This window comes from Streptomyces sp. NPDC056161, assembly GCF_042268025.1.
In the GTDB taxonomy this organism is placed as follows: Bacteria; Actinomycetota; Actinomycetes; order Streptomycetales; family Streptomycetaceae; genus Streptomyces.
In genome coordinates, this window is the sequence record NZ_JBHJUV010000053.1 from 34,931 (window position 1) to 48,181 (window position 13,251).

A 13,251-nucleotide genomic window follows, 5' to 3' on the forward strand; every position below is an offset into this window, starting at 1 on the left:
CTATCGCCCCAAAGACGAACGGTTCAAGAAAACGAGGGGGACAAGTCTCGTGAGGTAGGGCAACCGGAATTCATTCGGCCACCACTTGCCGCTCGCGCGGGCCGCAGGGCACCGCACCGACCGGGCGAGCAGTCGCGCGACTCACCGCGTGGACCTTCACAGCAGCCGGACAGCGTGTCGGCGACGCGTACCTCGTCCGCACGGCGACGACGCAGGGCACCCCACCCCGCAACGCATTGCCGCCCAGACCTGCGCCGCCGACAGACCCACGCCCGCCAGGGCCGCCGCGCGCAGGCAGCCTCAGCCCACGTCGGCGATCAGGCCCGTCTTCTCCACACCGAAGACCGCGGCGGCCTCGTCGTTGTCGGGGCGGTCGCCGCTGACGCCGACCGCGCCCAGCAGCTCACCGGCCGCGTCGCGGATCAGGGCGCCGCCCTTGCAGGAGGCGACCCGGCCCTCGGAGATCGCCGCCAGTGCGGTGAAGAACGCGGGGTCACGGATGGCGTACCGGGCGCTCGCCGCACCGCCCTGGCCGGTGCCGAGGCAGCCCCATGCCTTCGCGTGGGCGAGCTGCGGGCGCAGGATGCCGGCCGTCTCCTCCCGCTTGACCACCAGGGGGTGGCCGCCGGGGTCGAGGACGGTGACGGCCAGTGGACGCAGGCCCAGCTCGTGCGCGTGACCCAGCGCGGAGTCGACGATCTCGGACGCCTGGGCCAGGGTCAGTGTGCTCATGGCTGTTCTTCCTCTTCCTGCTCGTCTCCGGGGCCGAACGCCGTGAGACGCACGGGCCGGCGGGACGCCCGCCCGAGCCTGCCGCCGAACGGGGCCCTTCGGGGCCGCGGGACCGCGGCGGAACTCCACTCGACCTGCCTGGTACCTCGTTTCCGACCCGTCCGGCCCGTCCGACACCTACTAAGTAGGTTTAGGCCACGCTAAACGGCCACATCCGCCACGGCAACTCGAAGCGGGAGCAGTGCACCGCCAGCGCTTGCCGGGACCTACCAAGTAGGTTAGCGTCTGATGCAGTGGCCCGCCGAAGTGCCCGGGCCGAGCCCGCGCGGCTCAAGAGACCCCTGGGAGTGACATGTCCGTGCCTCACACCCCCGCGAGGATCTTCCGCGGCCGGGTGGCCGACCAGATCGTCGAGGACCTCCGCGAACAGATCCTCAGCGGTGCCCTGCCGAACGGCTCCCGGCTGCCGTCCGAGCGGGATCTGGCCGCGTCCTACGACGTCAGCGCCCCCACCATCCGCGAGGCGATCCGGGTTCTCACCGCGATGGGACTGGTGACCACCCGCAACGGCAGCCGGGCGACGGTCAACGCACAGGGCGACACCATGCTGGCGATGTCCATCGCCTCCGTCGTCCAGGTCGAGAAGGTCGGCGCCCGTGAGGTGCTGGGCCTGCTCGGCGCCCTGCACGGCTACGCCGCCGAACTCGCCGCCGAACAAGCCTCCGACGAGGAGATCGAACGGCTGCGGGAGGCGGCCGAGGCCATCTCCCGCACGACGGACAACGAGGCGCTGGCCGCCGCGCTGTACCAGTTCTTCGCCACCATGGCCGAGATCTCCCACAACCCGCTGCTCGCCGCCCTGTGCCGGTTCATCACCGAGATGCAGATCGGGCTCGCGGTCAAGCTGTCCGGCGGCGAGGGCGGCGACTTCGGTCAGATCGCACGTTCCCTCCAGCCCGGCCGGATGCGGATCGTGACCGCCGTCGCCACCCGGGACCCGGCCCACGCGGCGCAGGTCATCCGCGAATACCACCTGGAGACGATCGAGAAGGTCCGGGCCGGCCGCCAGGGCGAGGAGGAGGCCCGTTCCGAGACGGGGCTCAGCGACGCCCTGCTGTCCTGGCTCCGGGCGAACGTCGGGCTGGGCGGCCAGGTGGCGAGCCACCGGAGCACGCTGTCATGACCGAGACCCCCACAGCGCCCCGCACCGTACGGGACGCCGCATTCGACGAACTGCGCCGGCACGGACTGACCACCCTCTTCTCCAACCCCGGCTCCACCGAGGTGTCCCTGCTCGCCGATCTGCCCGCGGACCTGGAGTTCGTCCTGGCCCTGCACGAGGGCTCCGTGGTGGGCGCCGCCACCGGCTGGGCGCTGGCCCGCGAACGGCCCGCGCTGGTCCTGCTGCACACCACCGCGGGACTCGGCAACGCGGTCGGCGCGCTCGCCACCGCGCGCGTCAACCGGGCGCCCCTGGTCGTCCTGGTCGGCCAGCAGGACCGCCGTCACCTGGCCCAGGAGCCGTTCCTCGCCGGCCGGCTCGCGGGCCTGGCCGGGGACTACCCGGTGAGCGTGGAGTCACCGGTGCGCGCCCAGGACGTACCCGGCGCGATCGGTCGGGCCGCGCACGCCGCCCACGAGGGGCGCGGCCCCGCGCTGGTCCTGGTGCCCATGGACGACTGGGCGGAGCCCGCCGAGGACCTGCCCGTGCCCGCCGCGGCCGTGCTGCGCCGCGCGGTCGGCGCCGATCCGTCGTCCGTCGCCGAGGTCGCCGGGCTGCTGTCCGAGGCATCGGCCCCGGTGCTCGTGGTCGGTTCGGGCGCCGACGACGCCCGCACCTGGGGCGCGCTCACCGCCCTCGCCGAACGACTCGGCTGCCCGGTCTGGCAGGAACCGTTCGGGGCGCGCGCGGGCTTCCCCCAGGACCACCCGCAGTTCGCCGGACACCTGCCCGCCGACCGGCCCCGGCTGCGCGACGTCCTCGCCCCGCACGACCTGGTGCTGTGCGTCGGCGCCCCGTTCCTGCGGCAATATCCGTACACGCCGGGGAAGTTGACGGACGCCCGGGTGGTCGTCGTCACCGACGACCCGGCCGAGGCCCGGCGCGCGCCCGCCGAACTCGCGGTGCTCACCCCGCTGCCGGACTTCTGCGACCGGCTCGCCCGCCGCACCCCGCCGCGCGGCCCGGCGGCCGGTCCGGCGGTGCCCCGCCCGCGGCGCCCCGAGCCGCCGGGGCCCGGCGAGCCGCTGAGCCCGTCCCAGGTCCTCGCGGCGCTCGCCGAACGGCTGCCCCCGCAGACCGTGGTCGTGGAGGAGACCCCGTCCTCCCGCCCCGACCTGCACGCCCTGCTGCCGGCCCGGACACCGCTCGGCTTCCTCAGCGCCGCCATGGGCGGTCTCGGTTTCGCGCTGCCCGCCGCGATCGGGGTGCGCATGGGGCAGCCGCGCCGCCCGGTGGTCGCCGTCGTCGGCGACGGCTCCTCGCTCTACCAGATCCAGGCCCTGTGGACCGCCGTGCACTACGACGTCGGCGTCGTCTTCGTCGTCCTCGCCAACGGCCGCTACGCGGTCATGGACAAGCTCGCCGAACAGCACGGGGGCAAGCCGCCGTGGCCCCCGTTCGAGGAGATCGACGTGGCCGGTCTCGCGGAGTCCCTCGGCTGCCCCGCCCGCCGGATCGGCGACCACGCCGAACTGTGCGCGGCACTCGACGACCTCGGCCCCACCCTGGCCGACCGCACCCGACCCCTGCTCCTGGAGATCTCCGTCGGCGTAGGCGCCGAGTTCCGGCCCTGACGCCCGTTCCCCCCACGCCACCGTTCCCCCCACGCCACCGTTCCCGACCCGCAGCCCGGAGACCATCATGTCCCTGCTCGATCCCACCCAGTGGTCCGGCAAGGCCCACGTCGGCACCTGGACGGCCATGACGGGGGGCACCGCACCCGTCGTCGAACCCGCCACCGGAGAGGTCCTCGGCACCATAGGTGTCGCCACCCCCGAGGACGTCGCGAGCGCCGCCGAGCGCGCCGCGCGGGCCCAGTCGGCCTGGGCCCGCGCCCCGTACACCGAACGCGCCGCCGTGCTGCGCCGCGCCGGTGACCTGTTCACCCGGTACGCCGACGAGATCGGCCAGTGGCTGATCCGCGAGGGCGGCAGCATCCCGGGGAAGGCGGCCTTCGAGACGACGACCGCCGCCCAGGAGTGCTACGAGGCCGCGACCCTGGCCTCCCGCCCCCTCGGCGAGATCCTGCCCTCGGCGGAGCCCCGGCTCAGCCTGGCCCGCCGGGTGCCCGCGGGGGTGGTCGGTGTCATCGCCCCGTTCAACGCGCCGCTCATCCTCGGCATCCGCTCGGTCGCGCCCGCCCTCGCGCTCGGCAACTCGGTGCTGTTCAAGCCGGACCTGCGCACCGCGGTGTGCGGCGGGGTGTCCGTCATGCGGGTCTTCGAGGAGGCCGGGCTGCCCGCCGACCTGCTGCACCTGCTGCCGGGCGGCGCGGACACCGGGGCCGCGGTGGTGGCGGCGCCGCAGGTGCGGGTGGTCTCCTTCACCGGGTCCACGGCGGCCGGCCGCAAGGTCGGCGCGGCGGCGGCCGAGCACCTCAAGCGCGCCCACCTGGAACTGGGCGGCAACTCGGCGCTGATCGTGCTTCCCGACGCCGACCTGGAGCGGGCCGCGTCCACGGCCGCCTGGGGGTCCTACTTCCACCAGGGCCAGATCTGCATGACCACCGGCCGCCACCTGGTGCACGCCTCGGTCGCCGACGAGTACGTGGCGCGCCTCGCCGAGAAGGCCGAGCAGTTGCCGGTCGGCAACCCCGCCAAGGAGCAGGTGGCGCTCGGGCCGATCATCGACGCCGGGCAGCGGGACAAGATCCACGGCCTGGTCACGGCCAGTGTCGGCAACGGCGCCCGGCTGGTGGCGGGCGGCACCTACCAGGACCTGTTCTACCGGCCGACCGTGCTCGCCGACGTCGACGACGCCTCCCCCGCCTACGCGGAGGAGGTCTTCGGCCCGGTCGCCCCCGTCCGTGCCTTCCGCGACCTGGACGAGGCGGTGGCGTTGGCCACGGCGTCCTCGTACGGACTGTCGCTCGGCATCCTGACGTCCGACGCGATGCGCGGTCTGGAACTGGCCGAGCGCATCCCGACCGGGATCGTCCACGTCAACGACCAGACCGTCAGCGACGAGGCCGTCGCGCCGTTCGGCGGTGTCGCCGCCTCCGGCACCGGCGCCCGCTTCGGCGGCGACGCCAACATCGAGGCGTTCACCGAGACCCGCTGGATCACCGCCAGGTCCGAGCAGCCCGCCTACCCGTTCTGAGCCCGGCCGGCCGCCCCGCGCCCGGCGCCGACGCCGGGTAACCCGCCCCGCGTCGCGGGCGGCACCGGAAGCGGTGCCGCCCGCTCAGGGTGCGCGGTCGCAGACCGAGGGCAGCCAGGTCAGTTCCGGGTCCGTGCGCAGCGTGTCCAGCGTCTTCAGCAGCGACGTCAGGTCGCCCGGACGGGCCAGGAAGTCGATGGCGGACAGGGCGAAGGCGTCACGCACGGCGGGCGGCATCGCGTCGGAGGCGTCGAAGCAGTGCACCGCCCGCGGGTCCCGCAGCGTGTCGGCGAGCCGACGCTGCTGGGTGCCCGGTGCGCCGTACGAACCGGCCGGTACGTCGGCCTGGACCGAGAAGCCGGACTTCTCGGCGCTCCACACCCGTTGGGCGTCGGTCGAGGCCAGATAGCGGATCAGCTGCCGTGCCGCGGGTGTCTCGTGCAGCAGCGCGACCAGGTCCCCGGAGACCTCCCAGGCGTCGGAGTAGCCGGTGCCCAGCAGCATGCCGGACGCCTCGTAGCGTCCGTCGGCCTTCTTCCAGTCCTCGTTGCCACCGATGAACGACGCCTGGTGTTCCAGGCTGCACTGGGGCGGGTCCTTCACGACGTAGCCGGAGGCGTCCTGGTAGTGGGTCTCAAGCGCCCGGCTGACGAGCCGCTCGTTCTCGCCGCCGCCGACGACCCGGTCCCGCCAGGTCGTCCAGGCCCGGCGCACCGCGGTGTCGGTCCAGGGCAGGTCTCCGCGCGCCCACTTGTCGTAGGTGCGCCAGCCGGACTGCTGGAGCAGCAGGTCCTCGATCCAGTCCGTGCCGGGCCAGCCGCTGGTCGCGCCGGCGCCCAGGCCCAGGCACCACTGGGCCGGCTGCCCCGCGGCGTCCCTGCGCTGCCGTTCGGTCATGTCCCCCGGGTACCAGACGATGCTCTTGAGGTCCGCCTTGAGCGGGAACCAGTAGACGTGCCCGTCGATCGGGGTGGCCCAGGACGCGCTGAAGCCGCCCTCGGGGACCAGGCCGTCGAGCGCTTTCAGCCGGCGCTGGGCGACGTAGGAGGCGAGTTCGCCGGGGCCGGTGAGCACCACCACGTCGGGTGGTGTCCCGGCCTCCACGTCGGCGCTGAGCACCTGGCTCTGGGCGGAGCTGCCCTGGTAGTCGACGTGGACGCGGTACTTGCGCTCGAAGGGGGCGATCACCGCCTCCCGGAAGGCGCGTTCGTCCTTGCCGGTCCAGTTGGCCAGCAGGGTGACGGTCGGTTCGCGGTCGTAGACCCGTACGGCCACGACGACCGCCGCCACCAGCAGGACCAGGCAGCTCGCCAGGACGGTGCCGGTGCGGACGGCCCGCCGGGAGGGACGGCGACGGGCGGCGGGGACGGCCGCCGGGCCGTTTCCGGGCGCGCTCACCGCGGCCTGAACCGGTAGTCGTTGACGTGCGGGCGCAGTCCCGCCTCGGCCAGCGCCATGAGCACGATGCCTCCGATCGCGATCCACACCGCCGCCGCGGCGCGGAAGCCGGTGTTCGCCAGGTAGGACGCGGTCCGCCGGCCCGCGTCGGTGATGGCCTGGCCGGACAGCGGGCGGTCGAGCAGCCCGCGGGTGTCCGCCATGCCCCGGTGCGTCCACAGGGTGAACAGGGTCAGCGTCACGAAGCCGCCGAGCAGTACGGCGCCGGCCGCGAGGAGCCGCCGGTTGTAGCGGCGGCGGAACCGGCCGCGCAGGAAGACCTGGGTCTCCGCCAGGGCCGCGGCCAGCGCGAGGACGAGCAGCGCGGTGACGCTCCAGCCGAGCCACAGCAGCCGTCCGAAGGAGGTCTGCTGCCGCACGACGCGCCGCTGCTCCGCCTGGAGCAGGCCGAGCCGTGCCGTGATGCCGGAGTCCTTGTCCGCGAGGATGCTCGTCGCGTATCCGAGATAGGCCCGGCGCAGCACCGAGTCGGCCGGTTCGAACTGGGCCTTCGCGACCATGCCCGCGTACACGGTGATCAGACCGGCGACCGTCTGGAGGGACTGGCGGCCGGTGGTGCCGCCCGCGCCTTCGGAGGCGGCGACGGCGAGGGACTGCACGGCCACCGAGATCTGCTTCTGGAACTCGCTGGTGGCCGGGGTCGCGGCGGTCGTCTGCGCCTCGGTGAGGGCGTGCTGTGCGGTGTCGACGGCGAGGACGGCCGGGCCGCTGGCGGTGCGCAGCGGGTCGGCGTCGCCGTGCACGCCCTGGTAGGAGAAGAACAGGGCGACGCTGACCGCGGCGGACAGGACCAGCAGCAGCCGTCGGCGCAGGGCCAGTTCGCGGGAGGTGGTGCTGCCGTCCGCTGGGCCTGCCGTGCCCGGGGCGCCGGGCCCGCGGGCGAGGACCGGGGCGAGCAGCCGGAACAGGCGGGTCGGCGCGGACGGCGGGCGGGTCCGCCCGGGGCGCGCGGCCGGGGGCCGCGCCGGGACGTCCGTGGTGTTCTGCGCGCTCATGGTGGACTCACCTCCGTGACGGGCGGCGGTCGGTGCGTGGGGCCGGGCCCGTTCATACCGGTGGCCCGCCGAGTTCCCGGCCGCAGTCGCCGCCGCAGAAACGGGAGCCGGGCGGCCCGAGCCAGTGGCAGGTCGGGCACTCGACCAGGGCCCCGCCACCGGCCCCGCAGGCGGTCCTGCCGCCGGTCCCGCCACCCGTCCTTTCGGCGGTCCCGCCACCGGTCCCTTCGGCGGTCCCGCCACCGGTCCCTTCGGCGGCGGCCGGTGCGTCCCGCATACCCTCCTCCGTCCCGGGCCCGGCGGCCGGGGACCGGTGCGGGGTGGTCATGGCGCTGGAGAGGATCAGGTGCTGCCAGTCGACGTCCTTGAGCCCGTCCCGTACCCGCGCCGCGCCCGGTCCTGAGGCGTCGGCGACCTTCCGCAGCGCGCCGAGGAGCTGCGCGTCGCCGAGTTCGCCGGCCAGCGCCACGGCTCGGGCCAGCGCGGCGTCCGCGTCGGGCCGGCCGGCCTCGCCCCGCCGCCACGCCTGGTGCGCGTGCAGCACGGCCGCGTTCGCCTGCTGGTAGAGCTGGTGGCGGCGGATCCCGGGGTGCGGTCTGGACGCGTCGGCGGGGGCGTCCGTCCAGTGCACCAGGATCGGCCGCGGCGGCGGCAGCCGCACCGGCCGGCCGAGGTCCGGGACGGACAGTTCCACGGCGGCGAGCTGGAGGTCCTCGCCGAGGTCCCGGTCGGACGGGTCGGCGGCGAGCACGACCTGGTAGTGGCGCACCTCGTCGCCCCAGCCGCGGGTGACGTACTCGGCTTCCCGCGTGCCGGACTCGTCGGCGGTGGCGGGGAGTTCCTGTTCGCCCGGCACGATCTGCTTGACCTGCCGGATCCGGGTGCCGGGGGTGGGGATCAGCCGTATCCGCAGCTCGGGCACCGAGGTGCCGAGCAGGTCGTCGATCAACTCCTGGTAGACGGCGGTCAGTTCGGACTCCCGCCGGACCGCGCCGGCCCGTCCGTGCAGCCGCCGGGTGATCCGCAGCAGCAGTTCCGCGTCCCAGTCGTCGCCGATGCCCCAGGCGTCGCAGCTGATCCGGCCGCCCGCGCAGGCGGTGAGCGCGTTCTCCAGCCGGATGGCGGCGCGGGCGTCGTGCTCGTTGCGCCCGTCGGTGAGCAGCAGGACGTGTTTGACGGGCGCGCGCTGCTCCTGGAGCAGGCGGCGGGCGAGGTCGAGCCAGGTGCCGATCGCGGTGCCGCCGTCCGCGTCGAGGACCCGTATCGCGTGCTCGGCGGCCTCGCGCTGGTCCGGTCCGGCGACGGCCATCGCCTCGGTGCCTGAGCCCGGGTGGACGACGGTCGCGTCGAACCGCCCGGACAGCACGGCGAAGGCGGTGCCGTCGGGCAGCCGCCGTACGGCCGCGACGGTGGCGTCCTTGGCGGCGTGCAGCTTGCTGTCGGGGTAGAGCATCGACCTGGAGGTGTCGATGATCAGCACCTCGGCGAGCGCGGCGCCCGCATCGGGCGGCCGGGGCGGGACGGGCGCGCCGCCGGTGGTGCCGACGCCGACCTCCAGGACGGCGTACATCACCTGTTCGCCCGGCGGACCGGCGGCGGTCGGCGCGGTCGACAGGTACTTGTTCTGGCCCACCGCCAGGGTCACCTCGACGGCACTCGGCTCGCCCGTCGCTCTGTCCGTGCCACCGGTCTCGGTCATCGCGCTCTCCCCCTCGACGGCTCGTGGGTGTTCAGAAGGTGGTCATGGGCCGGACGGCGTGTGCCAGATCGAGCAGCCTGCCGTGCTCGTCGGCGGTGCGGGCCTGCCCGGCGAGCTGCCGGAAGGACTGTTCGAGCAGTCCGCGCAGCGAGTCCTGGTGGCCGGTGCCGAAGACCGGGCCGACCGGGTACTGCTCCCCCCATCCCCGCTCCGGCCAGTGGGCGAGGACGGTCTCCCGCACCTCGGCGACCAGCCGGGCGCGTGATTCGCCCTCGGCCGCGCCGCCGTCCAGCCGCAGTTCGGGCAGGCGCAGGGCCGCGTCCCGCAGGTCGGCCACGGACGGCGGACGGCCGTGCAGGGCGCCGGTGCGGATGCGGACGGCGGCGACGCGGGCGGCGTCGTGGTGGCGGGAGGTGGTGGGCACGTCGTCGAGGACGCGGACCGCCTCGTCCCGTTCCCCGGCGGCCAGTCGGCAGCGGGCCAGTCCGAAGGCGGCGGGCGCGTGGGCGAAGTCGCGTTTCCACACCGCCTCGTAGAACGTCACGGGCCGGGCCGCGGACGACTCGCGGTCCTGTTCAGCGCAGTAGCCGAGGGCGAGCTTCGGGACGTACTCGCCGGGCAGCGCCCGGTACACCTGCGCGAAACAGGCGCCCGCGGCGCGCACCTTCCCCTGGCTCAGGTGCAGGACGCCGCGGTGCCAGGCGATGCGCCAGTCGTACGGGGCCTGCCGCTCGCCGAGTTGGGTCTCGGCCTCGGCGAGCGACTTCTCGGCCCGGTCCTGTTCGCCGCGTCGGAGGTAGGCGCGGCACAGCCACAGCGCGGTCTCGGGCGTGCCCAGCCGGGACGAGCGGCGCCGCTGCTCGGCGACGCGGTCGGGGGCGTCCGGCTCGAACGCGTCCAGCAGCAGGGCCGCGCCGTCGTCGGGGTCGGGCGCGGGCTGGGGCAGGGCGGCGGCCACGTCGGCGGCGGACGGCGGCGAGACGTCCAGCGCGGGGAGGTGCCCGTGCGGCCGGTCCGTCCAGTGGCCGAGCGCGGGGATCGCGCCGAGCCCGGCGTCGAGCGCGGCGTCGGTGGCCCGGAACCGGGTGGATCTCTCCGGCAGTTGTTCGCCGAACCGCAGCGCGCGGAACTCCCGCAGGACCTCCCACAGCTGGCGGGACATCTCGGCCGCCGAGCGGAACCGGGCCCGGGGCTCCGCGTGGGTGGCGCGGGCGACGAGCCTGTCGAAGGAGTCACCGGCGAGACCGGGGGCGCGCTCGGTGGCGCCGGCGAGCACCTGGAGGGTCACGCCGACGGTGTAGAGGTCGCTGTCGACGTGCCAGCCGCGGGCCTCGACCTCCTCGGGGGCGGCGCGAAGGCGCTGGTGTAGACGTAGGCGGAGGTGCGGTCGCCCACCGCGCGGACCGCGCCGAGGTCGATGACCTTGATGCCGCGCCCGAAGTGGATGACGTTGGCGGGCTTCATGTCGCAGTACAGCAGCCCCCGTTCGTGCATGTACTGGAGGGCGCCGAGGATCTTGCACCCGTAGGTGAGCACGTGGTCGAGGCGGGGGCGGCCCTGGAAGAGGCGCTCGGCGTCGTCGGCGGCGAACAGGTCCCGCAGGGAGCGCCCGCCGATGTAGTCCATGACCAGGTAGCCGGTGGGCGACTGGCCGGCGAGGGCGTGTTCGGCGTACGTCACGATGCGGACGATGTCGGGGTGGTGCAGTTCGGTGAGCGAGCGGCGTTCCTCGACGGCGGTCCTGCGGGCCAGCGCGTCGTGGACGTTGATGAGTCCCTTGAGCGCCACCCGGTAGCCGGTGACGCGGGTGTCCTCGGCGAGGTAGACCCAGCCGAGTCCGCCCTGGGCGAGGCAGCCGAGGATCGCGTAGTGGTCCGCGACCAGGTCGCCCGCGTGCAGTTGGGGCCGGAAGGAGTAGGGGGTGCCGCAGCGCGGGCAGCGCCCGTCGGCCCGGGGCGGCTGGCCGCCGTAGCCCACGCCGATGATCATGGAGCAGCCGTTCGCGCCGCAGCGCCGCCCGCCGGTGGGCGGCTGCGGGTCCTCGTCCAGCGGGTGTTCGGGGGCCGCCACCTCGGGGAGGACGACCAGGCCGTGCTGGTCGAGTTCGCCGACGCCGGGGAAGGCGGGCTTCGGGGCGCGGCGGGAGCGCTCGGTGCGCTGGCTCACCGGGGCGTCGAGGTCGGCGTCGGGCGGTGGCGCGGGGTCCGGCGGGGCCTGGCGGCCGCACGTGTCGCAGAAGCCGGTGGCCATGATGCGGCCCCGGCAGCCGGACCGGGTGCATGACGTCATGACGTGCCCTCCCCTTCGCTGTCGTGGGCGGAGCGGGACGGATCAGGTCGTTTCGAGCAGTGCTCGGCGAACGTGGCGACGGCCGTCTCCGCCGCGTCGACGTCGCAGGGGGCCGCGCGCAGCAGCGCGGCGGCGCTCTCGTACAGCTCGTACGCCGTCAGGTCCGGGCCGGTGCCCGCCGGGCCCGCCTTCTGCCGCCACAGCCCCCACTCCGCGGCGAGCCGCAGCCGTAGTTCGCGCAGGCGCACCAGACGGGCGTCGAGGTGTTCGATGGCGCGTTCCAGTCGTCTTCTGCGGCGTTCGACGGTGGCCTCGTGGCGGAACAGGGCGTCGGCGCCCAGGGGTTCCGGTTCTCCGTCGCGGGTGCCGGTCAGTTGTTCGCGCAGCATGCCGGTGAGCCAGACACCCTGCATGGCCCGGTCGACCAGTTCCGTGTCGGCCGGGTCCGGGCCGGGCCGCACCCGGCTGAGGCGCTGGTCGAGGCCGGGGCCGAGCCGGTCCACGATCGCGTCGACTGCTCGGTGCAGCCGGGCCCGGCGTTCGCGCAGCGGCCGGTGCACCAAGGTCTCCTCGGCCTGCGCGGCGAGCCCGTCCGGGCTGCGGAAGACCAGCAGCAACCGGGCGCCCTGGGCGGCGAGTTGCTCCAGCATGCCGAGCAGCGGCCCGGGTTCGGCGGACTCGTCCACGCCGACGAGGACGGCGGCCGGGGTCAGGCGCAGCGTGCCGAGCCGGTCGGGGAACGGGACCACGGGGTCGGTGCGGATACCGAGCCGCTCGGCGAGCCGGTCCGTGATCTGGCGAATCGTCATGTCCCGTACGGCGAGGGCGAGATCGTGGCCGCCGGGCGGGGGCACGGTGTGCGGGGGGTCGCCTGCGAAGCGGCTCGTCCGCTGTGTGGTGCGCAGTTCCCGGGTGGCCAGGGCGATGGCCCGCCGGAGGTTCCAGGCGCGGTCGCCGTCGGCCGGGACGACGCTCACCAGCACCGGCCAGCCCCGGCCGGCGAACCAGGTGGCCAGTTCGGTGGCGAACGGCACGTCGAGCCGGCCGACGGCTGCTCCGGGACGCAGTTGCGGATCCACCGCGGACGGGCCGTCCGTCCAGTCGGCGACCTGCGGGAGGTGGCTCAGCACGGTCTCGGTGGGGCTCATGTGGGTGAAGTTGGCCTCGTGTCCCTCGTCGGCGCTGAGCACGATGCCGAGCACCTGGCCGGTGGCGAGGTCGACGACGCCGGCGCCGCTGAAGCCGGGGCTCGCCAGCTCCTGCGGGGTGTGCGGGCGCAGTTGGACCCGGCTGTCCCGGCCCCGCCCGCCGAGCGGGGCGGCGCTGTACCAGCGGCCGACGTCGTCGCCTTCCGGGAAGCCGTACATCTCGACGCCCGCGGGCGGGGCCGCGAGCCGGAACAGCCGGGTGGGGTGGTCGGCGGGCCGGGGCACGGCGAGGCGCAGCAGGGCCAGGTCTCCGCTGCGGTCGCCGAAGGAGTCCACTTCCTCCGGTACGTACGCCTCGTCGTCGACGGCGGCGTCGACGGCCGGGACGCCGGGGGCGCCCACGAAGTGGACGACGTACCGCCGTCCGGGCCTGACGACGTGGGCCGCGGTGAGCACCCGGTCAGGGCTCAGCAGCACACCGGCACCGATGACCGGTCCCTCGGTCCGATGGATGCGTGCCACCCAACTCGGCGTACGCCACCGCGACTCGACGACTCGCTCCCCCGTGAGCGTCATGTTTCCCGAGGTTACTCCCCGTGCCTTCGCGCT

The 13,251-nt window shown here is 74.8% G+C and carries 10 protein-coding genes; 3 read left to right on the forward strand and 7 right to left on the reverse strand.

What is annotated here, in order from left to right:
- Positions 1-300: 300 nt before the first annotated feature.
- Positions 301-732 (reverse strand): heme-binding protein, encoded by a 432-nt coding sequence (locus ACFC09_RS35750; RefSeq protein WP_376535375.1) that lies wholly within the window; start codon positions 730-732, stop codon positions 301-303.
- A 352-nt stretch (positions 733-1,084) separates the two neighbouring features.
- On the opposite strand from ACFC09_RS35750, the gene ACFC09_RS35755 reads away from it, so the two are divergent.
- The 3 genes from ACFC09_RS35755 (at position 1,085) to ACFC09_RS35765 (ending at position 5,053) form a co-directional block, all read left to right on the forward strand.
- On the forward strand, positions 1,085-1,915 hold the full coding sequence (locus ACFC09_RS35755) for a FadR/GntR family transcriptional regulator (RefSeq protein WP_376535377.1): 831 nt from the start codon (positions 1,085-1,087) through the stop codon (positions 1,913-1,915).
- Entirely contained in the window at positions 1,912-3,528 is a 1,617-nt protein-coding gene (locus tag ACFC09_RS35760; protein ID WP_376535379.1) for a thiamine pyrophosphate-dependent enzyme, read from the forward strand. The genes ACFC09_RS35755 and ACFC09_RS35760 overlap by 4 nt, the downstream gene beginning before the upstream one ends.
- A 67-nt stretch (positions 3,529-3,595) precedes the next feature.
- Positions 3,596-5,053 (forward strand): benzaldehyde dehydrogenase, encoded by a 1,458-nt coding sequence (locus ACFC09_RS35765; protein WP_376535381.1) that lies wholly within the window; start codon positions 3,596-3,598, stop codon positions 5,051-5,053.
- An 84-nt stretch (positions 5,054-5,137) separates the two neighbouring features.
- On the opposite strand, the gene ACFC09_RS35770 is transcribed toward ACFC09_RS35765, so the two are convergent.
- From ACFC09_RS35770 to ACFC09_RS35795, 6 genes are read right to left on the reverse strand one after another with little or no spacing between them, the layout of a single operon-like run.
- Entirely contained in the window at positions 5,138-6,451 is a 1,314-nt protein-coding gene (locus ACFC09_RS35770) for an extracellular solute-binding protein (protein ID WP_376535383.1), read from the reverse strand.
- Complete coding sequence (locus ACFC09_RS35775; protein WP_376535385.1) at positions 6,448-7,506, reverse strand: hypothetical protein; 1,059 nt, start codon at positions 7,504-7,506, stop codon at positions 6,448-6,450. The genes ACFC09_RS35770 and ACFC09_RS35775 overlap by 4 nt, the downstream gene beginning before the upstream one ends.
- A 52-nt stretch (positions 7,507-7,558) precedes the next feature.
- A complete protein-coding gene (locus ACFC09_RS35780) occupies positions 7,559-9,205 on the reverse strand; it encodes a VWA domain-containing protein (RefSeq protein WP_376535387.1) in 1,647 nt (548 codons plus the stop codon).
- Between the two features lie 31 nt (positions 9,206-9,236).
- Positions 9,237-10,493: a tetratricopeptide repeat protein gene (locus tag ACFC09_RS35785; RefSeq protein WP_376535389.1), complete on the reverse strand. Its 1,257-nt coding sequence runs from the start codon at positions 10,491-10,493 to the stop codon at positions 9,237-9,239.
- Entirely contained in the window at positions 10,490-11,494 is a 1,005-nt protein-coding gene (locus tag ACFC09_RS35790) for a serine/threonine protein kinase (RefSeq protein ID WP_376535391.1), read from the reverse strand. The genes ACFC09_RS35785 and ACFC09_RS35790 overlap by 4 nt, the downstream gene beginning before the upstream one ends.
- Positions 11,491-13,218 (reverse strand): trypsin-like peptidase domain-containing protein, encoded by a 1,728-nt coding sequence (locus ACFC09_RS35795; RefSeq protein WP_376535393.1) that lies wholly within the window; start codon positions 13,216-13,218, stop codon positions 11,491-11,493. The genes ACFC09_RS35790 and ACFC09_RS35795 overlap by 4 nt, the downstream gene beginning before the upstream one ends.
- Between the last annotated feature and the right edge of the window lie 33 nt (positions 13,219-13,251).